Genomic DNA, 24,158 nt, shown 5'->3' with positions numbered 1-24,158 from the left:
ATATTCTGAAACCGACCAGCCCCGATCAGGGATAGCCCCCATGCCCGCCCAGCCGCGCAACTTTTACACTAGGCACTGGTCACGCGCATCCTTATGCTCTGGAACAAGGGGTTCCCAATGTCGGCAGAAAATGGCTTGGATCTGTCGGTGTTGTACCGTCATCCAGTCTTTCATTCCCACAGCGCCGAGCTGTCTCATCAGCCACTGAGTCGGGCCATTTCCCGGCATGCCCTGCATTGGGGTCGCGGGCGCATCAACACCAGCTTGTACCGCCGCGATATTGATCAGATCAGCCTGATGCGGCTGGGCTACGGTGCCGAAGTGGAAATCCAGGCCGATGCTTTCGGCGACTTCTGTCTGGTGCAAATGCCCTTGCAAGGCACGGCCGAATTCATCAGCGATGGCCATCACAGATTAACCGCCTATCCCGGCGATATTGCGGTGGTATCCCCTCGCCACCATGTGCGCACCTTGTGGCAAGCCGGTTGCGAACAGTTGATCGTGAAGATCCCCTACAGCTTGTTTGATGGCGTGGGCCATCAGACGCTGGCACAAGAGGGCATGACCCGAGGCTGTGTCTACAAGCTAGACCCCTGTATGGGCCCGCAATGGGCCAACCTCATCCAACACCTGCTTCTGCTACCGGCGCAACATGGCGACCGTCCAGCCAACTGGACGCAGCATATTGAAAGCAGCCTGGCTTTATTCCTGCTGTGTCATCCCGCCGACGAACAGGCTGTGCAGGCTCTGGTGGATGAATCCATGGGAGCCGCAGCCCGGGCAGGGCAAATGCGTCTGCTCCAGGCCAGGAACTATGTGCTGGCGCATTTGCACAGCAACATCTCACTGGATGATCTGGCGCAGGCAGCGGGTGTGAGTCCCCGCTTCCTGCATCTGCTGTGCCGTCGTCACTACAAACAGTCCCCCATGAGCTGGGTACGCAATCTGCGTCTGGACGCCGCCCATCAGGTGCTGCAAAGCCGGCCCCGCCCCAACGTCACCGAGGTGGCACTGGCGCATGGTTTTGGGCATCTGGGGCGGTTTTCTGCCTACTACCAGCAACGCTTCAAGGAACTGCCCCATCAAACGGGGCAGACACGGCACACAAGCATCAAACAGTCTTAGATGAACATGGACTTGTTGATGGGCAGATTGTGCTTCTTACAGTAGCTGGTGTAGTGGTCGATCATCCAGAACACATCAATGATTTCCAGGATGTTGTCGTTCTCGTCCAGGAACTCGATGGGCGTGCCCAGGTGGAACAGGGTTTCCATGCCTTCGTCGGACACCAGGGTGTGCGTGCGACCGGGGCTTTCGTGGATGTAATGACCGGCGCGGGCCACCCAATCGTATTCCTCGTAGCGCAGGCTGCCGGACAGAATGTAGCCGGTCACCACAGCGCGGTGGCGATGACGCCCCAAAGAACCACCTTTGTCAGCGCGCATGATGTGCACCGAGGTGTTGTTGCGAATATCAAAGCTCAGGTGACGCAGCCAGATATTGGGGCCGAAAGGAATCCAGGGGGAGGTTTCCTCGGACGTATCGAAGTGGCCTTCAACCAGCGCGTATTCGTCGCGTACCTTGTCGATGCGTTTTTCAATGTCGATATAGGGTGGGGTGCTGTTTTGAGTCATGACTTGTCTCTCTCATAGAAATAAAAGCCGCTGTGTTTCCCACACAGTCGGATGCCAATCCCCCCGGATTGACCTGGTTTCATTCTATGAAGCCATTTGGCGCCGAACTATCCAGCTTTGGCACAACGTAGCGGCGCACTATCCAGTTCTGGCACTCCCGCTCCGATCGCTTTATTTGACCCCGAAAAAGACCGGCGACGAACTCCTGACACAGTTCATGCCCATGCCATTTGGCAGCTCATTTTTTCACATTCAACAATACTGATTTTCATAAGCAAATCAAAAGAGTAAGGACGCTTATCGACCATAAACACATGAGCGAATTGTCTTTCGTGGCAGCGGCGATCAGGCATGTAATACAAGGCATTGACTCGCACAGGTGCCCCCGTTTTCTGGCGGCACCTTGTTCTGATTTCACTGCAAGGAATTGCCATGAGCCGCCCTCTGAAAACCGTTATTGTGAATGGAAGCTTGCACCGTCCCTCCCGCACGCAAGTGCTGCTGGATGCGCTACGCGACACACTGAACGACCAACTGGCACTGGACGTGCAAAACATCGAGCTGGTCAGCCTGCTGCCCGAACTTGGCGCGGCCCTGTCCACCGACGCCTTGCCCGCCCATGCGCATCAGGCCATCACCGCCATTGAGCAGGCCGACTTTCTGATCGTGGGCTCGCCCATCTTTCGCGCGGGCATTCCGGGCTTGCTCAAGCACCTGTTCGATCTGGTCGACATGAATGCCCTGAATGGCACCCCCGTATTGCTGGCCGCCACTGGCGGCAGCCAACGCCATGCCCTGGTCATCGAACATCAGCTACGGCCCCTGTTCAGCTTCTTCCAGGCTCTGACCTTGCCCATCGGGGTCTATGCCACGCCCGAGGAGATTCAGGACGGCGAAGTCACCAGCGCCGCCCTGCAACAGCACATCCAGCGCACCGTTGATCTGGCCATACCGGTACTGCACAGTCTTCAAACGCGTTTGCCGCTGCGAAACTCTGTTCTGGAGGCGCAGGCAGCATGAGCCAAATCACCTCCACCACACCCGATATTTTCTGGTTCCTGCCCACCTCGGGCGATACCCGTTATCTGGGCAAATCCGACTTTGGCCGCGCGCCCACCAACGAGTATCTGCGCAGCATTGCCGTCACCAGCGAGAACCTGGGTTATGACGGCTTGCTGATTCCCACCGGCGCCTCCTGCCTGGACCCCTGGGTAGTGGCGGCCAGCCTGGTTCCTGTTACCCAGCGCATCAAGCTGCTGGTGGCACTGCGTACCTCCTTGGGCGCACCCGTTTCCAGCGCACGTCAGGCAGCGTCCTTGGACCAGGCCCTGCATGGCCGTTTGCTGCTGAATGTGGTGCCCGGCGGCGATGCCACCGAACTGGCCGCCGAAGGCGTGTTTCTGGACCACGATGCCCGTTATGAATACGCCCATGAATACCTGACGATCTGGCGTCAATTGCTCTCTGGCGACACCGTGAATTTTCAGGGCAAGCATTTCAAGGTAGAGAATGGCCGCAACTTTTTCCCGCCTGTGCAAAAACCCTATCCGCCCTTGTACTTTGGCGGCTCCTCAGACGCCGCCCATGAACTGGCTGCCGAGCATGTCGATGCCTACCTGACCTGGGGCGAACCACCGGCTGCTGTGGGCAAGAAATTTGAGGACATCCGCCGCCGTGCCGCCGCCCGTGGTCGCAAATTGAGGCTGGGGGTGCGCTTGCACGTGATCGTACGTGAAACCAATGAAGAAGCCTGGGCCGAGGCGGATCGTCTGATCAGCAAATTGACGGACGAGGACATTGCCAAGGCGCAGGCCAATTACGCCAGCATGGACTCGGTAGGCCAGAAACGCATGGCCGCCTTGCACGGTGGCCGTCGCGATCAACTGGAAGTCTCACCCAATCTGTGGGCAGGGGTGGGGCTGGTACGGGGCGGGGCAGGCACCGCACTGGTGGGCGACGCCCAAACCGTGGCCCAGCGCTTGCAGGAATACATAGACCTGGGCGCGGACTCCTTCGTGCTCTCGGGCTATCCGCATCTGGAAGAATCCATCCGCTTTGCCGAGCTGGTATTTCCCCTTCTGGGCAAACGCGCCGTCACCGTCAGTGATCGCGCCCAGACCGGCGGCGCCTTTGACGCGCGCGGTGTTCAAAACCAGCAACTTTCTTCTGCATCATGAGCCAAAAAATAATCGATCTACGCTGCCGACCTGCCTTTCTGCACAAATTCTTCGGAGCCGAACCTGGCTCGCCAGAACATGCCACCGCGCGTTGGCTGAATCGCCGCGTAGGCACTCGTGGCAGCGATATCCACTTTGAAAAGTCGCTGAGTCAGGAAGGCTTTCTGGAAGAAGTGCGCCAGGCCGGACTGAGTAAAGCGGTCGTCGTAGGCCGCCACACACCGTCGCAACATTTGCCCAACGACACCATTCATCAGATCGTGCACGGACACGATGAATTGCTGGGCATTGCCGGTATTGATCCGGCTCTGCAAGGCGAGCAGCAAGCCCTGGCCGAGGCAGAACGCGCCATCAAGGAGCTGGGCTTGTCCGGCATTGATATCGAGCCGGGTTTTGGTGTTCCAGCACGTCACCCCGATGACCCGGTTTACTGGCCCGTTTACGAACTGGCGCGCCACCTGAAAGTACCCGTCTTTTTGATGAGTGGCCCCACCACGCCGGACCCGCGCTACAACGACCCGGCCGGGCTGGCCAAAGTGGCCAAAGCCTTCCCGGATCTGCCTTTAGTGGTCTATCACGGCTATTGGCCCAATGTGCAACAGGCCATAGGCCTGGCCTTTCTGCACGAGAACGTGCATCTGGTGCCGGATATGTACATTTTCCAGCCGGGAAACGAGGGCTATGTGCAGGCAGCCAATAGCTTCCTGTCCGAGCAATTGCTGTTTGGTTCGTCCTATACCTTCCGCCCGATTCGCCAGAGTATTGAGGACTTCCAGCAGCTGGGTTTCAAGGATGCAATTCTGGACAAGCTGTTTTATGACAATGCGGCCAGGCTGTTTCAACTCTCGTAATAATTTCGATCTGAGGAACCAGGCCTTGAAATCCCATTCTCGATAACTTACCGTTTTGATGAGTTTTGATAAGAAGGGATGACCATGCGTCCATCTGTTGTGCTCGACATGAACCGAGATGCAGTGCGTGAAGCCGTAAGCCGCTTTCGCACGGCGAATCCACGCGTCTTCGGTTCGGTACTACATGGCACCGACCAGGATGGCAGCGACATTGATTTGCTGGTTGACGCACTGCCTGGTGCGACGCTGTTTGACCTGGGAGGCCTGCAAGACGAGCTGGAATCACTGCTCGGTATTCAAGTCGATTTGCTGACGCCCGGTGACCTACCACCTAAAGTCCGTGCCCAAGTGCTTGCAGAGGCGCAACCAGTATGAGCAAGTACCGTCTTCCGGATTACCTTGACCTCGAGTTCGCTCAGACACACGAACAAGTGCCGTGGCGTAATATGCGCGGTATGCGCAACCGCATCGCCCACGGCTACTTCGACGTCAACCTCGATGTCGTGTGGGACACCGTGCAGACAGCACTACCGGAATTGCTTCAACAGTTACTTGCCGTTCGTCAGGATGCAGACGGCGACACGCCATGCTGATCGGCTATGCGCGCGTCTCGACGCAAGATCAGAACCTTGAATTGCAATGCGAAGCTTTGATTCAGGCCGGGTGCCAGAGGGTCTTTGAAGACAAGGTAAGTGGCACGCGAGCAAATAGTCCAGACTTGGTCAAAGCGCTCGAAATGCTGCGCGAGGGCGACACATTGGTGGTCTGGAAGCTGGACCGCTTGGGCCACTCAGTCAAGCAACTGGTCGATCTGGTCAACGAACTGCGCACACAAGGTATCCAGTTCAGAAGCCTCACCGACTCCATCGACACCAGCACGCCGTCTGGTCGGTCCTTCTTCCACGTCATGGCCAGCCTGGCCGAGATGGAGCGCGAACTGACAGTCGAACGTACCCGTACCGGGCTGGAAGTCGCCAAGCAGCTTGGCCGCAAGGGTGGTCGCAAACCCAAGATGAACGACAACAAAATCAAGTCAGCCAAGAAGCTGCTGGCCAGCGGTGTACCACTCAAGGACGTGGCCAAGAACCTGGACGTATCCGTTCCTACGCTTTATCGCTGGGTGCCAGCCTCATCACGCGCTTAACGTACTATTTTGTCGTTGATTTACCCTGAGAGGCTGCGCGCTCACGGCTGACAACATAAAGGGCACGATTAATTCGTGCCCTGTATGTTTCCAAGAGGCGACCCCGTCTCTGACCGCATCGGCTCAACTCTCCTTTGTCCCCACATGCCAGTAGTACACAGGCTCGGCCTCGTTCAGCAAAATATCCCCCACCGACCGAGCCTTGTAGATCACCGGATTGTGCGAGGCCAGGGCTCGCGCATTACGCCAATGTCTATCCAGACGACGGGACTCCTCCAGGGCCGTAGAGCCACCCACATCAAACAGGCGCGTGGCCGCCCGCAAGACGGGCTCCACCACGGCTACTTGCGCCTGTGCAGTGCGTAGCTCCAGAGCGTCCAAAGTTTCGCGGGAGACCTCCACACCCGCCTGCCGCTGATCCGCAATGCTTTGCAAATGAGCCGCCACATCACGTACCGCCAGCTGGGCGATATAAGCCGTACTGGCCAGCTCTCCCACAATATGCTGCACCAAGGGGTCGTCCTTGGGCAGCGCGGCACTACCATGGCTAAAGACACGCTTGCGCGCCTGCACATAGGCCACTGCATCACGCTGCAAGGCTTGGGCGATACCCGCCAAGGTCGCCAAATGCACCAGCTGAAAATAAGCCACCAAGGGTGTGGGCTCCTGACGCGGAAAGCGGATGATAGCGCTCTCGGGCACCAGCACATCCGTCAGCACCGTCGTGCCAGATCCCGTCAGCCTTTGGCCAAAGCCATGCCAGTCATCCAGACGCTCCACCCCTTCCTGATCGGTGGCGACCACGGCATGTACCGTTTCATCCTCCTTCTCCGTTCCTGTGCTGCGAGCCACCACCGTGACCCAATCCGCGTACAAGGTGCCCGTGCTGTAGAACTTGCGGCCATTCAGACGCCATTGACCGGCCTGCTCTGGATCGGGCTCCAGCGTGGTTTGCAACTGGCCTACAGCGCCCAAACCAGTCTCGGTCGTGGCATTACCAAAAATCGCTCCTTGGCCTGCCAACGGCAGCCACTGCGCTTGCGTGGCCTCATCCCGATCAATCAACAATCGGTCGATGAAACCGAAATGAGGGCGCAGAATTTGGGCGACATTTGAATCCGCCGCAGCCAGCTCCTGAAACAGCTCAAAGAACACCGGGATGGAGACACCGCTGCCACCCCATTGAGGCGGCACACGCAGAGCCGTAAAACCGCTGTCTTTCAGCCACAGAATGGGCGCATAGGCCAAGGTACGGGTATGCTCGCGCTCCGCCGCAGTATCGGCAATGCGCTGAAAGAGGGCGCTGAAACGGGCACGCAAGGCGCCCAGATCGGAAGCTCGTGCACTTGCTGGCGCTGCCCCCCTTTCTGGCACAGTCCGGCGTGGCGCAACATCAGAGGTAAAAACGGCAGTGTCAGTCATCATGATGTGCAGCCCTCAAGGAACCTGCGTAATGGAGGCATGACCCGCCGTCTTCCACGGCAAGGCATACAGCTTCTTGTCTCCCGCAAAAGACGTGTCGATCTGCGCGGCCACGGCAGGGGAGTTTTGATAAAGATCCACAAACTGGCGTATGCGCGGATCCTCTCTATGGCTGCTTCGCGCCACAAAGCGAATGGCGTAGTACAGGTCATCCACTGTGGAATACTGCAAGGCCTTGCTGGCCAGATCGGACTGCCCGGCGTTCACAAAATGGGCTGGATAACCTTGGACCAAGGGCAGGTCATCGGCTGCGCGCACCAATTGCGGCCCTTCGACTTCCACAATGCGCAGCTTTCTGGGGTTGGCCGTCACATCATGAATCGAGGCACGCGCAGTTGCCCCCTCTTTCAGCTGAATCAGGCCAGCCGTCTGCAAAAGCAGCAGGCCGCGCGCCTGATTCACCGGATCACTCGCCACCCCAACAGAAGCGCCTTCGGGCAGCGCATCCAAGGACGAATACTGCTTGGAATACAAGCCAATATTGGGCAGCAAACCGTAAGCCACACTTTCAATGGCATAGCCGCCTTCCTTGACGGCATTGTCCAGGAAAGCCTGATGCTGGAAGTAATTCAAATCCAGATCCCCGGAGGCCAAGGCCGTATTGGGCGTGGTCCAGTCGGTGAACTCAATCACCTCGACCTCCAGGCCCTGTTTCTTGGCCTCCTTGGCTGCCACGGCAACAGAATCGGCCAAAGAGCCGGGCGTGACGCCGATTTTCAATGCAGCAGCAGACACATGGCCCGCTAGGCTCAAAGCTGCCAAGGCAAACACGGCACGAATAGAAAAACGGGCAAACAACATGATCCTGACCTTAAAAAAGGGGTCGTAAAAAATGATCCAACGCAGCAGATACTGGCTCTTTCTCGCCCTAATCAGCTTGCCTGCAAGGCAGAGGTAGCCGCCTCATCCGATCCCGCCTCCGGGGTCGAACCGGGCACCAAATGCCGCCACTGCGCGGCAGGGTGCGTGGCAGATACCCGATCTCCTTGTCCAAACAATTGCTGGCGCAGGGTTCCACCTTCATACGCCGTGCGATAGCGGCCCCGGTTTTGCAGCTCGGGCACGATGTAGCTGGCAAAGTCTTCCCAGGTTTCAGGCACAACGATGCGGGTCAGATTGAAGCCGTCGATCTCGCCTTCATCAATCCAGGTGCTTAGCGCATCCGCCACTTGCTGCGGGTCGCCCACAATGGTTTTGTAGCGGCTACCCAGCGTGAATTGCTCCAGCAGCTTGCGGCGCGTCGTCCAGCCTTGTTTCTGGGCTGCGGCCGCTGCGGATTGAATCGCGTTGCTGGGGCCAAAGCTGATGGGTTCATCCAGGTCATACTGGGCAAAGTCCACGCCGGTACTGGCCGCAAAATGCGCCAGGCCGCCCTCGGAACTGGCATGGGCCAGATAGTCGGCATACTTCTCTTTAGCCTCGGCTTCCGTAGCACCCGTAACGACCGCTACACCCGCATAAATCTTCAGGTCCTGCGCTTGCCGTCCCGCATTGACCGCTGCCTGACGCAGCTTGCGGGACGAGTCCCTGGCCGCTTCCGGGTCCCGCGCACCGATGAAAACCCCTTCAGCATGTTGCCCGGCAAACTGCAGCCCCCGCGCCGAAGTGCCTGCCTGGAACAGCAGAGGCGTGCGCTGAGGAGAGGGCGCGCTCATATGAATTGCATTGCTGCGATAAAACGGCCCTTCGTGATGCACGGTATGCACTTTCTCGGGCAGGGCATGGATACGACGCTGCTTGTCGGCAATCAGCGCGCCATCTTCCCAGCTGCCTTCCCACAGCTTGTAAGCCAATTGCAGAAAGTCCTCGGCCCGGTCGTAACGGCTGTCGTGTGCATCCAGACCATCCTGCCCCAAACCCCGCGCCCCGCTATCCACATAGCCAGTCACGATGTTCCAGCCTATGCGGCCATTGCTTAGCTGATCCAGCGTGCTGACATCGCGTGCGAAGGTGTAAGGGTGATGCGCCGCCACTGACGCTGTCAGACCAAAGCCAATATGTTGCGTGACGGCTGCCATGGCCGAGACCAGCAGCCAGGGGTTGTTCACCGGTAGTTGAATACCCTCGCGCAGCGTCAAGTCCACACCTTGCTGGTAAACGTCGTAATAGCCGACCACATCCGCCAGAAAGATGCCGTCGAACAAGCCTTTTTCCAGCGTTTGGGCCAGATCCGTCCAGTACTTCAGAGTGTGATACTGCGTGGATTGATCACGCGGATGCGTCCACAAACCATGGTGGATGTGGCCGACGCAATTCATGTTGAAAGCGTTGATATGGATGTGTTTCTTGGGCTGCGTCATGGGGCATTCTCCTTGCTTAATGCGGCAACCAGGTCAGGCGATACAGCTTTTTCTCGCCCTGGTAGAACTGATCGATTGCCTCGCGCACCGCAGGCGATGTTTTGTAGACCTCCAGGAACTGGGCAATGCGCGGGTCTTTCGTCTTGTCGCTACGGGCCACAAACTGAATCGCCCAGGAGTCGTCCTCGTAACTGGTCAAGGACAAGGCTTTCGTAGCATCAAAGGCTTTGGAGGCCAGGATGAAATACGGAAAGCCTTGAGCCAGATCCACGTCCTGCGTGGCACGTGCCAATTGCGGGCCTTCCACTTCCACAAACTTCAGGTTCTTGGGGTTGGAAACAATGTCATCGGGAGTGCCCAGCAAGCCGGTCTCGGGGCGCAGCGTGATCAAACCTGCATGCTGTAACAGACGCAACCCACGGCCTACGTTGACGGCGTCACTGGCAATCGCCACTTTTGCGCCATCGGGCAAATCGGCCAGCGTGGCGTGCTTGAGAGAATACAGGCCCAGGTAAGACAAAATGCCCGGCTGCACGCTGACCAGCTTGAAGCCCTTGTCGCGCACCGCATTGGCCAGGTAATTACTGTTCTGGTAGTAGTTCAGATCAATATCGCCCGCATCCAGCGCCACATTCGGTGTGGCCCAATCGGTAAATTCGATCACCTGCACATCCACACCCTGCTTCTTGGCCTCCTGCGCGGCAACGGCCACCGAGTCCGCAAAAATGCCGGGAACAACGCCGATTTTCAATGGCGCAGCGGTCGCTGTGCTGCTCAACAAAACAGCAGTAGAAACCAGGCTAAACGCCGTCAGTTTTTTCAAAATCTTCGAGATAGTCATCAATCAACATCCAGATAAAAGAGAAAGGCTCGTGGCCTGGAAAACAGGCCATATCGAAGCGCATATGTGTCTTGCTAGAACGTATTTACTGACATGCTTTGAGCCATACTGCGCAACGCTTCTTCACCCCTGCAGCCATGCCTAAACACAGCTTTCCAGGTGGCATCACAAAGCACCATGGCGCGGCGGGCGCACGCCATTCAGGGCGTAATTACCAATGGCGTGGTACTTCCAGCGCACCGGGTCATGCAGGGTATGGACTCGGGCGTTACGCCAGTAGCGATCCAGCCCATGCTGGGCCTGCGTAGCGCTGGTGCCTGCCAGTTCAAACAACTTGCTGCCTGCCAGCACACTGGCGCTGGTCGCCAGGGCTTTGGCCTGCGCAACGGCAATGGAGGCCTGAGCGACACTGTCCTCATCCGGTGCTTGCTGGGCGGCGTCCACAAAGCGGGCGGCGCGGGCCAGTAGCGCTTGCGCGGCACGCAAACGCACATGCACATTGCCCACCTCCTGCAGCAGCAAGGGGTCCTGTGCGGCGGTATCCACGCCAGCGGTAATCCAGGGGCGGCTGTGCTCGCGGATAAAGGGCAAGGTGGCCTCGAAAGCCCCTTGGCCTATGCCCAAATCCAGTGCTGCATGGATGATCTGGGCATAGGGACCAATAGTGGTCGGACGCTCGAAGGAGTCCGTGAACGGCACGACCCATTGCGGCTGCACAGGAACACGTGTGAACTCCACCGAGCCGCTGCCTGTGACACGTTGGCCAAAGCCGTCCCAATCGTCCGTCAGCGTGACGCCTGCAGCCCCACGCGGTACAAAAACCAGATACAGGCGGCCATCATCAGGCGAGGTCGTCAACGTGGGAATCCAGTGTGCAAACAGCGAGCCCGTGCAATAGAATTTGCGGCCATCCACAAACCAGCCATCGGGTTCTTTCAGCAACTGCGTGCGACGGACAAAGTCCTTCTTGCCGATCTCTGCCAATGCATTGCCAAAGCGTTTGCCTTGCAGCACTTGATCGTAGAAAAAGGCTTTTTGCTCGTGCGTCGCCCCCACGCGCAACACTTCCAACGCGTAATAGTGGTTTTGCGGGATATGGCCAAAGTTGCCATCGGCCTTGGCAATGCGCTGCACGACACGGGTGAGCACATCGGCGGAAACGCCCGCGCCGCCGTATTCTTTGGGGACCGTAATGCCCCATAAGCCACTTTGACTGAATTGCTCCACCTCTCGATGCGGCAAGATACGGTCGCGATCACGCTCCAGCGCATGTTGGGCAATGGATTGTGCAAACTGCTCGGCGGCTTGCAGCGCTTCGGGCTCGGACGTGATGATGTGTACGAATGTAGAAAGCTGTGTTGTCATGGCCTCAGTTCCATTGGTGATAAGACGGCGAGGCGCCATTGAGCAGGTAATTGCCCAGCAAGTGATATTTCCAGCGCACCGGGTCATGCAAGGTGTGCACGCGGGCGTTGCGCCAGTGGCGATCCAGATTATGAGCCGCACGGGTGGACGACGAGCCGGCCAAGGCAAAGAGCTGTTCGCTGGCATTCAAGGCCGCTTCCGTCGTCAGGATTTTGGCCTCGGCAACGGCTACAGAAGCACGGGCGCTGCTGTCTGCATCCACGGGCTTGGCGGCCAACTCATCCAGCAAACGCGCTGCCTCCAGCAAAACTTCCTGAGCGGCATCCACCTCAATCTGCAAGGCCCCGACTTCCTGAATGATATGAGGGTCCTGCGTGGCACTGGCCACACCCGAATCGGTCCAGGGGCGCGCACGATTACGGACAAATTCCAGTGCATCCTGCAAGGCCCCCTGAGCGATACCGGCATCAATACTGGCTTGAATCAGTTGAGAAATAGGACCCGACAGGGAAGGCTTGTCCACAAAACGCCAGCTTTCCAGCACATGGTCTTCCTCGACCAGGACCTGCTCGAACACCACACTGCCACTGGCGGTGGTGCGTTGCCCAAAGGCATTCCAGTCATCAATCACCTGCACACCAGGCGCATCGCGGCGTACCCAGACTTGCACGCCACGGCCTTGCTCATCCGCAGCTCGGAAAGGAATCCAATGCGCGAACAAGGCGCCGGTTGAATAAAAGCGTGTGCCGCTAACGCGCAAGCGGCCATCCGCTGCCCGCGCAAGATGGGCAGTGATGTCGGTAATCACCGCTGCCTTGCCCTTTTTTTCCGGTCCGCCATTACCTAAACGCGCGCCTTGCAGCACCGCCTTGAACCAACGCTGCTTTTGAGATTCAGTGCCGGTGTCTTTCAGGTTCTGGATCAGCGCGAAATGGTTTTGCGGAATCTGACCCAGGGAAGGATCAGCCGCGCTGATGATGGCAAACACCTGCACCAGCGTTTCGTTGGAAGCTTCCAGACCGCCATAGGCTTTGGGGATAGTGATGGCACCCAGGCCACTGGCGGTATAGCGCTCTATCTCGTCCCAGGGAAGCTGGCGCAGGCGGTCGCGCTCGGCAGCGGTTTGAGCAAATTCAGTGGCCAATTGCCGAGCAATGGCGAGGGCTTCGGCCTCACTGCCAATCACATGAGGCTGTTGGGGGGGCAAGGGCAGACGCGGCTTTGCAGATGCTTCGGGCAAAGCTCCGCCCTGAGTAATCCGATCATTCATACGGCACTCTTTTCAATGACTAAAAACGGTAGGGATAGGCGACGCCACTAAGTGCGCCAGCCCTTGGCTGAACTCGGATCAACGTGCGCGCAGCCACTGCACGTAGCGGTCGCCGGCAAACTGCACCACAGTCACTAAAGCAATCAGCACAGCAATCACGATCAACATCACCTGCGTATCAAAACGCTGATAGCCATAGCGGATCGCCAAGTCACCCAGGCCACCGGCACCGACCGCACCGGCCATGGCCGAGGAGCTGATCAAGGCCACGATGGTGATGGTGAAGCCACCCACAATGCCGGGCAGCGCCTCGGGCAAGTAGACATGGCGCACGATGTCCCACTTCTTGCAGCCCATGGCTTGAGCCGCTTCAATCAGGCCCGAATCCACCTCGCGCAGGCTGACCTCGGCAATACGGGCAAAGAAAGGCGTGGCGCTGATTGCCAGGGGCACAATGGCCGCCCACACCCCAATCGTGGTGCCTGCCAGCAAGCGCGTGAAAGGAATCAGCGCAACCAGCAAAACAATGAAGGGCGTGGCCCGGAAACCATTGACCACGCTACCCACCGCCCGGTTGATCCTGGGCGACTCCCAAAAGCCATGGGGGGCCGTCACAATCAAGAGCACTGCCAGCGGAATACCGGCCAGAAAGGCAATGCCCCCAGACACGCCCACCATCATCAACGTGTCCAGAAAAGCCTGCCAATAACGCTCAGCGGGGATACTCAGATTCCACAACATATCCAATGTCCTCAATGTGATGCGCGATGGCCGCCGGGCCTTGCGTCAAAGATGTCAAATCGGGCAGGCTCACATGCCCCTCAATGGCGACCAGCAAACGTCCATGTGCATGGCCCTGAATGCGGTCCACGCCACCATGAACCAGCTGCGGCTGGCCGGGCAGGCTGCGGGCAATGCGCAGCAAATCCGGCTCCCAGCCACCTTCGCCGCTATAGCTCAATTGCAGGATGCGGCTGTACGTGCCAGTTTCAGGAGGCTGCTGTACCAGACGTGCCTGCAAGTCCTCCGGCAGTGTGTGCTGCAAGGGGGCCAGCAGCGCCTTGGTGGCGTCATGCTGCGGTTTGCCAAACACACGCCAGACCTCGCCCAGTTCGGCAATGCGGCCTTTTTCCAGCACCAGCACGCGGTCGGCAATTTCACGGATCACGCTCATCTCGTGCGTAATCAGCACGACGGTAATGCCCAGGCGGCGGTTAATGTCCTTGAGCAAACTCAGAATGGATTGCGTAGTCTCCGGGTCCAGCGCCGAAGTGGCTTCGTCACACAGCAAAATCTCCGGGCCGGTTGCCAAGGCGCGAGCAATGCCCACGCGCTGCTTTTGCCCACCCGACAAACGACTGGGATAGGTATCGGCCTTATCTTGCAAGCCGACCAGTTGCAGCAGTTCCTGAACACGCTGAGCAATGTCTTGTGCCGACACCCCGGCCACCTTCAAGGGCAAAGCCACGTTCTCGTACACCGTTTTGGCAGACAACAAATTGAAGTGCTGAAAAATCATGCCAATGCGGCGACGCAGCTGCACCAGTTCCGATTCATTCAAGCGGGCAATATCCACGCCATCCACCAGTACCTGGCCGCTGCTCGGGCGCTCCAGCCGGTTGATGGTGCGCAGCAAGCTGGATTTACCCGCGCCGCTACGGCCAATAATGCCGAAGATGCTGCCTGGCGCGATGTCCAGATCAATGTCCTGCAAGGCAGGCACGGCGCCTGCCGAGGACTGATAGATTTTGGACAGATTGCGAAAAGCCACGCTGCCTGCCTTGACGACGCTGGGTTGCTGTTCCAGTTCCGCTTTGGCAGACGCACTGGCCTTATGAACCTCGCGCTGTCCTGCGGCCTGTTCGGCGGTGTCCCGCAGCTCGTCCAAATTACGCCGTAGTGCTGATGTGTATGCCATATCACTTGCTCGCTGTGCTGCTGCCTTGCCAGGGCAAGGTGTACAGATGGGGGTTGTGATCAAAGCGGTCTGCAATCGTGTTGCGTACCGCTTGCGACTGCTGGAACAGCTCCACGAACTGTTTCAGGGCAGGGTCGTTGACGCGGTCTTTACGCGTGACAAAACCCATTGCATAAAAGGTGTCGGCAATGCCGGAATAGACCAGGGCCTTGCCCGCATCCGCCTTGCGGCCAGCGCTGACGAAATAGCTGGGCCAGACGACAGCCAAATCCACATCCGGCAAGGAATGGATCAGTTGCGGGCCTTCAATTTCCACCAGCTTGAGCTGCTTGGGGTTGTCCACCACATCATTGACCGTGGCTCCGGTATCCAGACCATGACGCAAGGTGATCAGGCCCGCTTTTTGCAGCAGCAACAGGCCACGGCCCTGATTGACCGGATCATTCGGCAAGGACACGGTTGCGCCCTTGGGAACCTGGTCCAGAGACTGATACTTGTTCGAGTACAGGCCAATGTTTTGCAGCAAGCCCAGACCAATCAGTTCCAGGTCGTAACCACGCTCTTTGATGGCATTGTTCAGAAAGGCTTGGTGCTGGAAGAAATTCACATCAATATCGCCGTTGTTGACGGCCTCATTGGGCAGCGTCCAATCCGTAAATTCCACCAACTGAATATCCAGCCCCTGCTTTTTGCCTTCCGGGATCAGCGCTTGCACCGCATCCGAGGTTGCACCGGGAATGGAGCCCACTTTGATCACGGCGGCAGAGCTGCTGAACGGCAGGGCAGCGGCAAACAGAATGCCCAGCGCCCAACGCTGCAGGCGAGAGGAGAAGATCGCAGCCATTATTTCGCCCCTCCTTGTGCATTCAGCCAGGCCAGGGTGTAGAGGCGCTCGTCGTTATTGAATGCCGCACGCGACACGTCACGCACAGACTGCGAGTTTTGATAGATGGAAATGAACTTTTGAATGACAGGATCGTTAGTACGGTCCGCGTTCACCACGAACTGAATGGCAAACTGCGCATCTTCAATACCCGAGTAGGCCAGACCACTGGAAGGATCAAAGGCTTTGGCCGCTACGATGAAATGCGGATAGCCTTGGGCAATATCCACATCCCCCGTAATACGCACCAGTTGCGGGCCTTCTACTTCCACAAAGCTGAGCTTTTTGGGGTTCTCGACAATGTCATCCAGGCTGCCCAGATAACCGACCTCTGGCTTGAGCTTGATCAGCCCGACTTTTTGCAGCAAGAGCAGACCACGCCCCTGGTTCACGGGGTCGTTGGCAATGCCTACCTTGCCGCCCTGAGGGACCTGGTCCACCGCCTGATGCTTGAGCGAATACACTCCCACATTGGCCAGAATACCCGTGCCCGCGCTGGCCAGCTTGTAGCCGTTTTTCTCGATGGCGTTCTTCAGGAAAGGCTGATGCTGGAAGTAATTGATATCAATATCGCCGTTATCCACCGCCACATTGGGCGTGGTCCAGTCGGTGAACTCGATCACCTCGACATTAATGCCTTGGGCCTTGGCATCCTGGGCCGCGGCATTGATGGAATCGGCATAGGCGCCCGGCACCACGCCAATGCGTAAAGAATCGGCGGCAATGGCCGGAGAAACAGCCAGCACAAGGGCACTAGCTACGATGAGTTTGGACAGTTGCTGGAGCATGGTAAACAGTGCCTCACGGGGTGGGCCTGCGCTTGCAGGCAAATCTTGGAAGCTTCTATTACATCGACTCCATTCCCCTGGCACCACAACAGAACAATCATTTACTTATGCTGGCTAACTGCTGGATAAAATTACTTCAAGTTATTGATATTTATATTATTTTTGAAAATAAACTAAATACTGCCAACGATGGCATTTGTGATATTTCATGCGCGTTTCAAGTTAGCCGTGGGAGTGCAAGAACAGGAGTCAAAAATGGTTTTTTGCCGTCCTCCGCGCAATTTTTCCAAACTTATATCAAGTAACTTAACTTATAATTAACTTATATTTTGTCCATGAACTCGATATTTTGGACACCCAAAGCCGCCAAACAACTGCGCAAGATCGACAGGCAACACCAGGGCGCTATCCGCGACGGTGTCTGCAACTTGGCTGACATGCCCAATTGCTCCGGATCGCAGAACATCAAAGCGCTGACGAATCACCAGTATGGCTATCGCCTGCGCATCGGAAACTATCGCGTCCTGTTTGATTGGGACGTAGAGATAAGAATTATCGACATCCAGGAAGTGAGAAAGCGCGATGAACGCACGTACTAATATTCAGATCATCAATGGCCCGGACGGCAATCCCGCTTTTGTCGTGATTCCCTACCAGGACTACATCGCCAGCCAGACCCAAGACGGCGGGCTGATCCCCCACGCCGTCGTCAGCAGCACGATCGACGGTGCAACACCGGTTCGGGCATGGCGTGAACACCTTGGGCTGACACAGGCAGAGCTGGCCGCTCGTCTGGGTATCAGCCAATCTGCCTATGCACAGCAGGAAAGCAGCGAACGACTGCGAAAAAGCAGCCTGGAGCGCATTGCAGCTGCGCTTGGGATTACACCTGAGCAACTCGACTTCTAAGCCAGGAACGGCAGCTTGCAGGTCCCCTCCAAGCCGCCAGACCCGCAGGGCTACAAAAATTCAAAGACCAAAAAAAATCCGCCCGAAGGCGGATTTCTTTACAGCAAGCTGGCCGCTTAGCCGCGAACCTTGACCAGGATTTCGTCCAGCCAGGCCAACATCAGGTCGATTTCGTCGGCCGTGATGTTCAGAGCTGGCATGAAACGCAGCAGGTTAGGACGTGGCGAGTTCAGCAACATGCCTTCTGGAGCACGGTCGCGAGCAGCAGCCACGATTTCCGGGCCGTCGTCCTGATCCAGGATCAGAGCACGCAGCAGGCCTTCACCACGCTCACCGTTCATGCCCCACTTGGCGCTGATGGCCAGCAGGCCTTCGGACAGCTGCTTGGCGCGGGCGTTGACCGAAGCCAGGAAGCCAGGAGCAGCCAGTTCGTCGAACACGGCCACGCCAGCAGCGGTCATCAGGGGGTTACCGTTGTAGGTACCGCCCTGGTCGCCTGGCTGGAAGCAGGATACTTCTTCGCGAGCACACAATGCCGACAGAGGCACGCCGCCACCAATGCCTTTACCCAGGGTCATGATGTCAGGACGGATGCCCGAGTGTTCGTAGGCAAACATGGTGCCAGTACGGCCCATGCCGGTTTGCACTTCGTCCACGATCAGCAGCAATTTGTGCTCGTCGGCCAGAGCGCGCAGACCCTTCATGAATTCCACGGTCGCAGGAATAACACCGGCCTCGCCCTGTACGGGTTCGAGCATGATGCCCACGGTTTGATCGTCGATCAGCGCGCGCACGGATTCCAGATCGTTCAGCTTGGCTTTAGGAAAGCCGTCGACCTGTGGAGCAAACATGCGATCCCAGCCGGGCTTGCCGGACAGGGACATGGTGGCCAGGGTACGGCCATGGAAAGAGTGCTCAAAAGAAATGATCTTGTAAGCGTTGTTCTTGTTGATCTGACCCCATTTGCGCGCCAGCTTGATGGCGCCTTCGTTGGCTTCGCCACCACTGTTGGCAAAGAACACGCGGTCAAAGCAGGAGTGCTCCACGATGCGTTTGGCCAGCTCGATAGAGGGCTCGTTGTAGAACGCAGGCGAGGGGTTGATCAATTTGGACGCTTGTTCGGTGATCGCCTTGATCACGTTGGCAGGGCTGTGGCCCAGCGCGTTCACGGCCCAGCCCTGGACGGTGTCCAGGTATCGCTTGCCGTTGTGATCTTGCAGCCAGGAACCTTCTCCTCGCACAAAGACCAACTCCGGACGCTGGGTAATTTCCATTAATGCACGTACACCGGCCCGATCGAATTCCATAACGGCAAACCTTGATGAAAATGAAAGAAGAAAAAATAAACCAGCCCGGCGGCTGGACAATTAATTCTAACGCAGCACACCCCCAGCAGGACGCTTATGCCTGGGACAATGGCCATCTGGCCGTGGATTGTCCCTTTTCTGGTACACATCCGCGCCCTGGCAGGCGCCAAAGCGTTTTAAGCCTGAAATCTTTGCACGGTATCGGGGTGGGAGTCGCCGGGACGCGTTTGTATAAAACCTGTCATCCAAGCAGCCTTCCAAAGATCTGCCTGCCTAAAACAAACCGTCCAGATCCAGTTGACGAGGCTGCTCCTGCGGCATTTCACTGATGGGCAGCAGAGCGCTGGCTTTCACACCCAGCAGGCGCAGGCGTCTATCCAGCACGGCGCGTTTCAGATTCTGGCGGGCGGCGGCCAAAATGGCATCCGCCGCCAGCACGGGAGCGGGCAGGGACAGGTCGCGCGTCACGGTTTTGAAGTCCTCGAACTTCAGCTTGATGCCTATGGTTTGGGCGCACATGGCGGATTTGCGTAAATCCTGCTCCAGCTTTTCACACAGGGACTCCAGCACGGCAGACAGGCGGGACCGATCCATGCGCACGTGCAGATCACGCTCGAAGGTGGTTTCACGACTGATGGATTTAGGCGTGCGGTCGGTGGATAAGGGGCGCTCGTCCTGGCCTTGAGCCACGGCCATCAGCCATTGCGCGTAGCGCAGGCCAAAATGTTCCTGCAATTTTTCTGCAGGTGTGGCGGCCAGTTCCCCGATCTTCTGAATGCCCATTTCCGTCAGTTTCACGACCGACTTGGGACCAATGCCATTGATCTTGCCCACAGCCAGCGGCCAGATGCGGGTAGGCACATCGTCCATGGTCAGCACACAGGCTCCATTGGGCTTGTTCAGTTCCGAGGCAATTTTGGAGAGCAATTTGTTGGGAGTGATGCCTACCGAACAGGTCAGGCCCGTAGCCTGGTTCACGGCTTGTCGGATCTGCTCAGCCAGCTCGTGACTGTCTTCGGTTTTATGGCTGAGGTCCACATAGATCTCGTCGATACCCCGGTCCTCGATATGGTCCGAGACCGTGGCTACGGCCTGTTTAAACAAGCGCGAATAATGGCGGTAAGCTTGAAAATCGGCAGGCAGCAAGATGGCATCAGGGGCCAGTTGGGCCGCCTTCATTAAACCCATGGCCGAGAACACACCCAGCTGACGCGCTTCATAGGTCGAAGTCGTGGCCACCCCGCGCCCAACATAATCGGCCAGACGGGCATGTTGCCAGCTGCCATCGGGCAATTGCCTGGGCGCATCAGCACTGCGCCCGCCAATCACCACGGGACTGCCGCGCAAATGCGGGTAGCGCAACAGCTCCACCGAGGCATAAAACGCATCCATATCCACATGAGCGATACGCCGCTCCAGAGGTTTTTCTTCTTGTGCCGCCACCTTGATCAGCCTGTTAACTGTATATATGTACACCATTATAGCGACAAGTCAGCGGTGCACCGAGAGCCACTGAATAAGCGCCGGGATGATATAAATCACTAAACATCATTAAGCTGACAGCAGGCTGAAACTACGTATTGAATCGGTAGCAAGCGCCCGGTTACTATGCAGCCTCATTATCAGCTGACTCCCAGCACCCCAACAGGAGGTTTTCATGAAAAAAACAGTATTGGCTGCTGCGCTGGCAGCTCTGGTCGCCCTGCCCTTGGTGGGCCACAGCAAAACGCTTACCTGGTCCAGCCAGGGCGACTTCATGACGCTGGACCCACACGCACAGAACGAAAACCTCACGATCACAGGCAGCATGTATGTCTATGAGGCGCTGGTGGACTACGACAAGGATTTCCAGATTGTGCCCAGCCTGGCCACGGCCTGGGAACAACGTGAACCTACTGTGTGGCGCTTTACGCTGCGCGAAGGGGTGAAATTCCACGACGGCGCTCCCTTTACCGCCGATGACGTGGTGTTCTCCATTCAACGCGCCATGGCCCCTACGTCCAACTTCAAGGCCTACGTGAACGGCATCGTCAAGGCTGAAAAAGTGGACGACAAGACCGTGGACATTGTTACTGCCGCTCCCAACCCGGTTCTGCTGCGCCAATTGACCAGTGTGTTCATCATGAACAAGGCCTGGTCGGAAAAGAATAATGTGACCCAGCCCCAGGACTTCAACAAGAACGAAGAAACCTTCTCGGCTCGCAACACCAACGGTACTGGCCCTTACAAGCTGAAGTCACGTGAAGTGGACGTACGCACCGTCTTTGTCGAAAACGAAGAATGGTGGAACAAGGGCAACAAGGTGGGTAATGTCACCGAAGTGATCTACGTCCCGATCAAGCAGAACGCCACCCGTACCGCCGCCTTGCTGTCGGGCGAAGTGGACCTGGTTCTGGACCCGCCTGCGCAGGACTTGCAGCGTCTGCGCCAGCAAACCAAGATTGTGGAAGGCAACGAGTACCGCACCATCTACCTGGGTCTGGACCAAAAGAATCCGGAACTGAAGTACAGCAGCATCAAGGGCAAGAACCCCTTTGCTGACCAGCGTGTGCGTGAAGCCCTGTACGTGGCCATCGACATTGAAGCCATCAAGAAAGCCGTGATGCGCGGTTCTTCCGCCCCCACCGGCACCATGGTGGCCCCTCAGGTTCACGGCTACACCAAGGAACTGGCCCAGCGCCTGCCTTACAGCCAGGATCGTGCCAAGGAACTGCTGAAAGAAGCCGGTTACGACAACTCCCTGACCTTCACCCTGGATTGCCCGAACGATCGCTACATCAACGATGAAGCCATCTGCCAGGCCATCGTGGGCATGTGGGCCAAGGTCGGCGTGAAAGCCAACCTGAACGCCATGCCACGCGCCACCTACTTCCCCAAAGTACAAAGCTTTGACTCCAGCGCCTACATGTTTGGCTGGGGCGTGCCGACCTTTGATGCGCTGTACACCCTGCAAAGCCTGATGCACAGCAAGGGCGAGGGCGCAGACGGCTCCTTTAACTTTGGTGGCTACGAAAACGCCGAAGTGGACGCCTTGATCGACCAGATCAAGACCGAAACCGACACCGCCAAGCGCGATGCGGCCATCCACAAGGTTCTGGAAATTCATGCCAAGGAAGTGGGCCACATTCCCCTGCATGACCAGATCATTCCTTGGGCCATGGCCAAGAAGGTCAACGTGATTCATCGTGCGGACAACCGCATGCTGGCCCAATGGACCACCATCGACTAAGTTGTTTTCATACCCCAGCCCCGCCTCCGTGCGGGGCTGGTTCCCATTACGCTGTAGTCATCCGTTTCTACACCAGCCCCCTTGCCGGGCCCTTTTTACACATTAAGGACGACACTGGTCGCGAGTGATCCTCGCGCTCTACCAGGAGACCGCCTATGCTGGTATTTATTATTCGCCGTCTGATCCAGGCTGTTCTGGTGATGCTGACGGTCAGCCTTCTGGCTTTTGTGCTGTTCCGCTACATTGGTGACCCGGTCACCATCATGCTGGGACAGGACGCCACCGAACAAGATCGCGTGGAACTGCGTGCCAGCCTGGGGCTGGACCAACCCGCTCCCGTGCAATTCGGACGCTTTGTATCCCAGGCCGTACAAGGCGAATTTGGCCTGTCCCTGCGGCAAGCCCAACCGGTTTCCACGCTACTGAAAGACCGCCTGCCTGCCACGGTAGAGCTGTCCGTGGTGGCCGCCATACTGGCCTTGCTGATAGGCCTGCCGCTAGGGGTGTACACCGCCTTGAAGCGCAATGGGTTCATGGCGCAGAGCATTCTGGCCTTTTCATTGCTGGGGATCTCTCTGCCCACCTTCCTGATCGGTATCTTGCTGATCCTGATCTTCTCCGTGCAATTGGGCTGGCTGCCCAGCTATGGCCGGGGCGAAGTCCTGAAGTTTGGCTGGTGGAGTACCGGCCTGCTTAGCTGGGACGGGATCAAGCATTTGATCCTGCCCGCCATCACGCTCTGTTTGTTCCAGCTCACGCTGATCCTGCGTCTGGTGCGCTCCGAGATGCTGGAAGTACTGCGCGCCGACTACATCAAATTTGCTCGTGCCCGTGGCCTGTCGCAACGCGCCATCCACTTTGGCCACGCCCTGAAAAACACCATGGTGCCGGTTATCACCATCACGGGGCTGCAACTGGGCGGCATCATCGCCTTTGCCATCGTGACGGAAACCGTTTTCCAATGGCCGGGCATGGGTCTGCTGTTTATCCAGGCCGTGCAATTTGCCGACATCCCCGTGATGGCGGCCTATCTCTGTCTGATTGCCCTGGTATTTGTTGTGATCAACCTGCTGGTAGACCTGCTGTACTTCCTGGTCGATCCACGTCTGCGCACCCAATTGTCGGGCGCCAAGGGGCACTAATATGTTCGCTAAATTGAAAACCGCCTGGGATAGCGATCTGGTCTGGTCCTGGCGCCACTCTCCCGTCGCCATTGCGGCCACCATCATGGCCTTGCTGCTGTTTATCGGCGCGCTGGGTGCCCGCTGGGTGGCTCCTTACGATCCCTTCGATCTGACCTCCATCGACCTGATGGATGCCTTGCTGGCCCCGGCCTGGTCGGAAAACGGTTCACCCCAATACTGGTTGGGAACAGACAGCCAGGGCCGTGACCTGTATTCGGCCCTGTTGTACGGGACGCGCACCTCCTTGCTGATCGGTCTGGCCTCGGTAGCCCTGTCCATGGTGGTCGGCATTGTGCTGGGCCTGCTGGCCGGTTACTCCGGTGGCCGTGTGGATGCCTTCATCATGCGTGTGGCCGATGTGCAGCTGTCCTTCCCGGCCATCCTGATTGCCTTGCTGATCGACGGTGTAGCCCGTGCTGTGTTCCCCTTGAACATGCACGATGTGGTCGCCTTTCCGGTGCTGATCGGAGCGATTGCGTTGGCCGGTTGGCCGCAATATGCCCGTACCGTGCGCGGCTCCACGCTGGTGGAGAAAAACCGTGAGTACGTGCAGGCTGCCCGCGTCATTGGCGTGTCTTCGCCGCGCATCATGTTCAGTCATGTGCTGCCCAATGTGATGGGCCCCGTGCTGGTGCTGGCCACCGTGCATCTGGCCACCGCCATCATTACCGAAGCCACGCTGTCCTTTCTGGGCGTCGGCGTTCCGGCCACCTCACCCTCTCTGGGCACCCTGATCCGGATCGGTAACGACTTCCTGTTCTCGGGCGAATGGTGGATCACGATTTTCCCTGGCCTGATGCTGGTGCTGCTGGTGCTGTCGGTCAACCTCCTGGGCGACTGGTTGCGTGACGCCCTGAACCCCAAATTGAGCTAAGC

25 protein-coding genes and 1 pseudogene are annotated in these 24,158 nt (G+C 57.7%); 13 read left to right on the top strand and 13 right to left on the bottom strand.

What is annotated here, in order from left to right:
* Positions 1 to 117 precede the first annotated feature (117 nt).
* On the top strand, positions 118 to 1,125 hold the full coding sequence (locus ACU6HM_RS14755) for an AraC family transcriptional regulator (protein ID WP_250756427.1): 1,008 nt from the start codon (positions 118 to 120) through the stop codon (positions 1,123 to 1,125).
* On the opposite strand, the gene ACU6HM_RS14750 is transcribed toward ACU6HM_RS14755, so the two are convergent.
* Positions 1,122 to 1,634: a 2,4'-dihydroxyacetophenone dioxygenase family protein gene (locus ACU6HM_RS14750; protein ID WP_009461189.1), complete on the bottom strand. Its 513-nt coding sequence runs from the start codon at positions 1,632 to 1,634 to the stop codon at positions 1,122 to 1,124. The genes ACU6HM_RS14755 and ACU6HM_RS14750 overlap by 4 nt on opposite strands.
* Before the next feature lie 432 nt (positions 1,635 to 2,066).
* Here ACU6HM_RS14750 and msuE point away from each other — a divergent pair, with 432 nt between their 5' ends.
* The 6 genes and pseudogenes from msuE to ACU6HM_RS14720 all read left to right on the top strand — a co-directional run bounded on the left by msuE (position 2,067) and on the right by ACU6HM_RS14720 (position 5,806).
* Positions 2,067 to 2,654: an FMN reductase gene (msuE, locus tag ACU6HM_RS14745; RefSeq protein WP_429587726.1), complete on the top strand. Its 588-nt coding sequence runs from the start codon at positions 2,067 to 2,069 to the stop codon at positions 2,652 to 2,654.
* Positions 2,651 to 3,811, top strand: coding sequence for an FMNH2-dependent alkanesulfonate monooxygenase (gene ssuD / locus ACU6HM_RS14740; protein ID WP_021447128.1), 1,161 nt, complete (start codon positions 2,651 to 2,653; stop codon positions 3,809 to 3,811). Before msuE ends, ssuD begins: the two co-directional genes overlap by 4 nt.
* Entirely contained in the window at positions 3,808 to 4,662 is an 855-nt protein-coding gene (locus tag ACU6HM_RS14735; protein WP_446763993.1) for an amidohydrolase family protein, read from the top strand. Before ssuD ends, ACU6HM_RS14735 begins: the two co-directional genes overlap by 4 nt.
* 84 nt (positions 4,663 to 4,746) lie before the next feature.
* Positions 4,747 to 5,037, top strand: a complete 291-nt coding sequence (locus ACU6HM_RS14730; RefSeq protein ID WP_250756423.1) for a nucleotidyltransferase family protein — start codon at positions 4,747 to 4,749, stop codon at positions 5,035 to 5,037.
* 32 nt (positions 5,038 to 5,069) lie between these two features.
* A pseudogene (locus ACU6HM_RS14725) lies at positions 5,070 to 5,255 on the top strand (HepT-like ribonuclease domain-containing protein); the annotation flags it as partial.
* Entirely contained in the window at positions 5,249 to 5,806 is a 558-nt protein-coding gene (locus ACU6HM_RS14720) for a recombinase family protein (RefSeq protein WP_009461194.1), read from the top strand. The pseudogene ACU6HM_RS14725 and the gene ACU6HM_RS14720, both read left to right, overlap by 7 nt.
* Positions 5,807 to 5,929: 123 nt before the next feature.
* On the opposite strand, the gene ACU6HM_RS14715 is transcribed toward ACU6HM_RS14720, so the two are convergent.
* The 10 genes from ACU6HM_RS14715 to ACU6HM_RS14670 all read right to left on the bottom strand — a co-directional run bounded on the left by ACU6HM_RS14715 (position 5,930) and on the right by ACU6HM_RS14670 (position 16,653).
* Positions 5,930 to 7,231: an acyl-CoA dehydrogenase family protein gene (locus ACU6HM_RS14715; RefSeq protein WP_446763992.1), complete on the bottom strand. Its 1,302-nt coding sequence runs from the start codon at positions 7,229 to 7,231 to the stop codon at positions 5,930 to 5,932.
* 12 nt (positions 7,232 to 7,243) lie between these two features.
* Positions 7,244 to 8,089, bottom strand: coding sequence for a MetQ/NlpA family ABC transporter substrate-binding protein (locus ACU6HM_RS14710; RefSeq protein WP_446763991.1), 846 nt, complete (start codon positions 8,087 to 8,089; stop codon positions 7,244 to 7,246).
* A gap of 71 nt (positions 8,090 to 8,160) precedes the next feature.
* Entirely contained in the window at positions 8,161 to 9,588 is a 1,428-nt protein-coding gene (locus tag ACU6HM_RS14705; RefSeq protein WP_060186585.1) for an LLM class flavin-dependent oxidoreductase, read from the bottom strand.
* A 16-nt stretch (positions 9,589 to 9,604) separates the two neighbouring features.
* Positions 9,605 to 10,429 carry a MetQ/NlpA family ABC transporter substrate-binding protein gene (locus ACU6HM_RS14700; protein WP_009461199.1) on the bottom strand — a complete coding sequence of 275 codons (825 nt, stop codon included), beginning with the start codon at positions 10,427 to 10,429 and terminating at the stop codon, positions 9,605 to 9,607.
* A 165-nt stretch (positions 10,430 to 10,594) separates the two neighbouring features.
* Entirely contained in the window at positions 10,595 to 11,794 is a 1,200-nt protein-coding gene (locus ACU6HM_RS14695; RefSeq protein WP_446763990.1) for an SfnB family sulfur acquisition oxidoreductase, read from the bottom strand.
* Positions 11,795 to 11,798: 4 nt separating this feature from the next.
* Complete coding sequence (locus ACU6HM_RS14690) at positions 11,799 to 13,064, bottom strand: SfnB family sulfur acquisition oxidoreductase (RefSeq protein WP_446763989.1); 1,266 nt, start codon at positions 13,062 to 13,064, stop codon at positions 11,799 to 11,801.
* A 78-nt stretch (positions 13,065 to 13,142) separates the two neighbouring features.
* Complete coding sequence (locus ACU6HM_RS14685) at positions 13,143 to 13,805, bottom strand: methionine ABC transporter permease (RefSeq protein WP_026483900.1); 663 nt, start codon at positions 13,803 to 13,805, stop codon at positions 13,143 to 13,145.
* Positions 13,777 to 14,982, bottom strand: coding sequence for a methionine ABC transporter ATP-binding protein (locus tag ACU6HM_RS14680; protein ID WP_446763988.1), 1,206 nt, complete (start codon positions 14,980 to 14,982; stop codon positions 13,777 to 13,779). The genes ACU6HM_RS14685 and ACU6HM_RS14680 overlap by 29 nt, the downstream gene beginning before the upstream one ends.
* A 1-nt stretch (position 14,983) precedes the next feature.
* A complete protein-coding gene (locus ACU6HM_RS14675; protein WP_254500115.1) occupies positions 14,984 to 15,826 on the bottom strand; it encodes a MetQ/NlpA family ABC transporter substrate-binding protein in 843 nt (280 codons plus the stop codon).
* On the bottom strand, positions 15,826 to 16,653 hold the full coding sequence (locus tag ACU6HM_RS14670) for a MetQ/NlpA family ABC transporter substrate-binding protein (protein ID WP_446763987.1): 828 nt from the start codon (positions 16,651 to 16,653) through the stop codon (positions 15,826 to 15,828). The genes ACU6HM_RS14675 and ACU6HM_RS14670 overlap by 1 nt, the downstream gene beginning before the upstream one ends.
* An 8-nt stretch (positions 16,654 to 16,661) precedes the next feature.
* Here ACU6HM_RS14670 and ACU6HM_RS14665 point away from each other — a divergent pair, with 8 nt between their 5' ends.
* From ACU6HM_RS14665 to ACU6HM_RS14655, 3 genes are read left to right on the top strand one after another with little or no spacing between them, the layout of a single operon-like run.
* Positions 16,662 to 16,958: a hypothetical protein gene (locus tag ACU6HM_RS14665; RefSeq protein WP_446763986.1), complete on the top strand. Its 297-nt coding sequence runs from the start codon at positions 16,662 to 16,664 to the stop codon at positions 16,956 to 16,958.
* A 30-nt stretch (positions 16,959 to 16,988) separates the two neighbouring features.
* The gene (locus ACU6HM_RS14660; RefSeq protein ID WP_446763985.1) at positions 16,989 to 17,252 is read left to right on the top strand and encodes a type II toxin-antitoxin system RelE family toxin; all 264 of its coding nucleotides are present in this window, start codon (positions 16,989 to 16,991) and stop codon (positions 17,250 to 17,252) included.
* Complete coding sequence (locus ACU6HM_RS14655; RefSeq protein WP_250756412.1) at positions 17,236 to 17,562, top strand: helix-turn-helix domain-containing protein; 327 nt, start codon at positions 17,236 to 17,238, stop codon at positions 17,560 to 17,562. Before ACU6HM_RS14660 ends, ACU6HM_RS14655 begins: the two co-directional genes overlap by 17 nt.
* Positions 17,563 to 17,678: 116 nt before the next feature.
* Here the strand turns inward: ACU6HM_RS14655 and ACU6HM_RS14650 are convergent, their stop codons facing one another.
* On the bottom strand, positions 17,679 to 18,869 hold the full coding sequence (locus ACU6HM_RS14650) for an acetylornithine transaminase (RefSeq protein ID WP_035269332.1): 1,191 nt from the start codon (positions 18,867 to 18,869) through the stop codon (positions 17,679 to 17,681).
* 273 nt (positions 18,870 to 19,142) lie between these two features.
* Complete coding sequence (gene dinB / locus ACU6HM_RS14645; RefSeq protein WP_276607168.1) at positions 19,143 to 20,312, bottom strand: DNA polymerase IV; 1,170 nt, start codon at positions 20,310 to 20,312, stop codon at positions 19,143 to 19,145.
* Between the two features lie 214 nt (positions 20,313 to 20,526).
* Here dinB and ACU6HM_RS14640 point away from each other — a divergent pair, with 214 nt between their 5' ends.
* From ACU6HM_RS14640 to ACU6HM_RS14630, 3 genes are all read left to right on the top strand, one after another.
* Complete coding sequence (locus tag ACU6HM_RS14640) at positions 20,527 to 22,098, top strand: ABC transporter substrate-binding protein (protein WP_446763984.1); 1,572 nt, start codon at positions 20,527 to 20,529, stop codon at positions 22,096 to 22,098.
* Positions 22,099 to 22,253: 155 nt separating this feature from the next.
* Complete coding sequence (locus ACU6HM_RS14635; RefSeq protein ID WP_009461210.1) at positions 22,254 to 23,240, top strand: ABC transporter permease; 987 nt, start codon at positions 22,254 to 22,256, stop codon at positions 23,238 to 23,240.
* A gap of 1 nt (position 23,241) precedes the next feature.
* Positions 23,242 to 24,156, top strand: a complete 915-nt coding sequence (locus tag ACU6HM_RS14630; protein WP_009461211.1) for an ABC transporter permease — start codon at positions 23,242 to 23,244, stop codon at positions 24,154 to 24,156.
* Positions 24,157 to 24,158: the final 2 nt, after the last annotated feature.

The organism is Alcaligenes sp. RM2 (genome assembly GCF_052931795.1).
Note: the sequence above shows the minus strand (reverse complement) of the source record. Positions and strands in the feature narration are given on the sequence as shown.

Coding starts and splice junctions, on each gene's coding strand:
- ACU6HM_RS14735 (WP_446763993.1), top strand. CDS start 3,808: ATGAGCCAAAAAATAATCGATCTACGCTGCCGACCTGCCTTTCTGCAC.
- ACU6HM_RS14680 (WP_446763988.1), bottom strand. CDS start 14,982: ATGGCATACACATCAGCACTACGGCGTAATTTGGACGAGCTGCGGGAC.
- ACU6HM_RS14690 (WP_446763989.1), bottom strand. CDS start 13,064: ATGAATGATCGGATTACTCAGGGCGGAGCTTTGCCCGAAGCATCTGCA.
- ACU6HM_RS14695 (WP_446763990.1), bottom strand. CDS start 11,794: ATGACAACACAGCTTTCTACATTCGTACACATCATCACGTCCGAGCCC.
- ACU6HM_RS14635 (WP_009461210.1), top strand. CDS start 22,254: ATGCTGGTATTTATTATTCGCCGTCTGATCCAGGCTGTTCTGGTGATG.
- ACU6HM_RS14730 (WP_250756423.1), top strand. CDS start 4,747: ATGCGTCCATCTGTTGTGCTCGACATGAACCGAGATGCAGTGCGTGAA.
- ACU6HM_RS14720 (WP_009461194.1), top strand. CDS start 5,249: ATGCTGATCGGCTATGCGCGCGTCTCGACGCAAGATCAGAACCTTGAA.
- ACU6HM_RS14660 (WP_446763985.1), top strand. CDS start 16,989: ATGAACTCGATATTTTGGACACCCAAAGCCGCCAAACAACTGCGCAAG.
- ACU6HM_RS14715 (WP_446763992.1), bottom strand. CDS start 7,231: ATGATGACTGACACTGCCGTTTTTACCTCTGATGTTGCGCCACGCCGG.
- ACU6HM_RS14705 (WP_060186585.1), bottom strand. CDS start 9,588: ATGACGCAGCCCAAGAAACACATCCATATCAACGCTTTCAACATGAAT.
- ACU6HM_RS14755 (WP_250756427.1), top strand. CDS start 118: ATGTCGGCAGAAAATGGCTTGGATCTGTCGGTGTTGTACCGTCATCCA.
- ACU6HM_RS14650 (WP_035269332.1), bottom strand. CDS start 18,869: ATGGAATTCGATCGGGCCGGTGTACGTGCATTAATGGAAATTACCCAG.
- ACU6HM_RS14750 (WP_009461189.1), bottom strand. CDS start 1,634: ATGACTCAAAACAGCACCCCACCCTATATCGACATTGAAAAACGCATC.
- ACU6HM_RS14640 (WP_446763984.1), top strand. CDS start 20,527: ATGAAAAAAACAGTATTGGCTGCTGCGCTGGCAGCTCTGGTCGCCCTG.
- ACU6HM_RS14675 (WP_254500115.1), bottom strand. CDS start 15,826: ATGGCTGCGATCTTCTCCTCTCGCCTGCAGCGTTGGGCGCTGGGCATT.
- ACU6HM_RS14710 (WP_446763991.1), bottom strand. CDS start 8,089: ATGTTGTTTGCCCGTTTTTCTATTCGTGCCGTGTTTGCCTTGGCAGCT.
- ACU6HM_RS14630 (WP_009461211.1), top strand. CDS start 23,242: ATGTTCGCTAAATTGAAAACCGCCTGGGATAGCGATCTGGTCTGGTCC.
- ACU6HM_RS14655 (WP_250756412.1), top strand. CDS start 17,236: ATGAACGCACGTACTAATATTCAGATCATCAATGGCCCGGACGGCAAT.
- ACU6HM_RS14670 (WP_446763987.1), bottom strand. CDS start 16,653: ATGCTCCAGCAACTGTCCAAACTCATCGTAGCTAGTGCCCTTGTGCTG.
- ACU6HM_RS14685 (WP_026483900.1), bottom strand. CDS start 13,805: ATGTTGTGGAATCTGAGTATCCCCGCTGAGCGTTATTGGCAGGCTTTT.
- ssuD (WP_021447128.1), top strand. CDS start 2,651: ATGAGCCAAATCACCTCCACCACACCCGATATTTTCTGGTTCCTGCCC.
- msuE (WP_429587726.1), top strand. CDS start 2,067: ATGAGCCGCCCTCTGAAAACCGTTATTGTGAATGGAAGCTTGCACCGT.
- ACU6HM_RS14700 (WP_009461199.1), bottom strand. CDS start 10,429: ATGACTATCTCGAAGATTTTGAAAAAACTGACGGCGTTTAGCCTGGTT.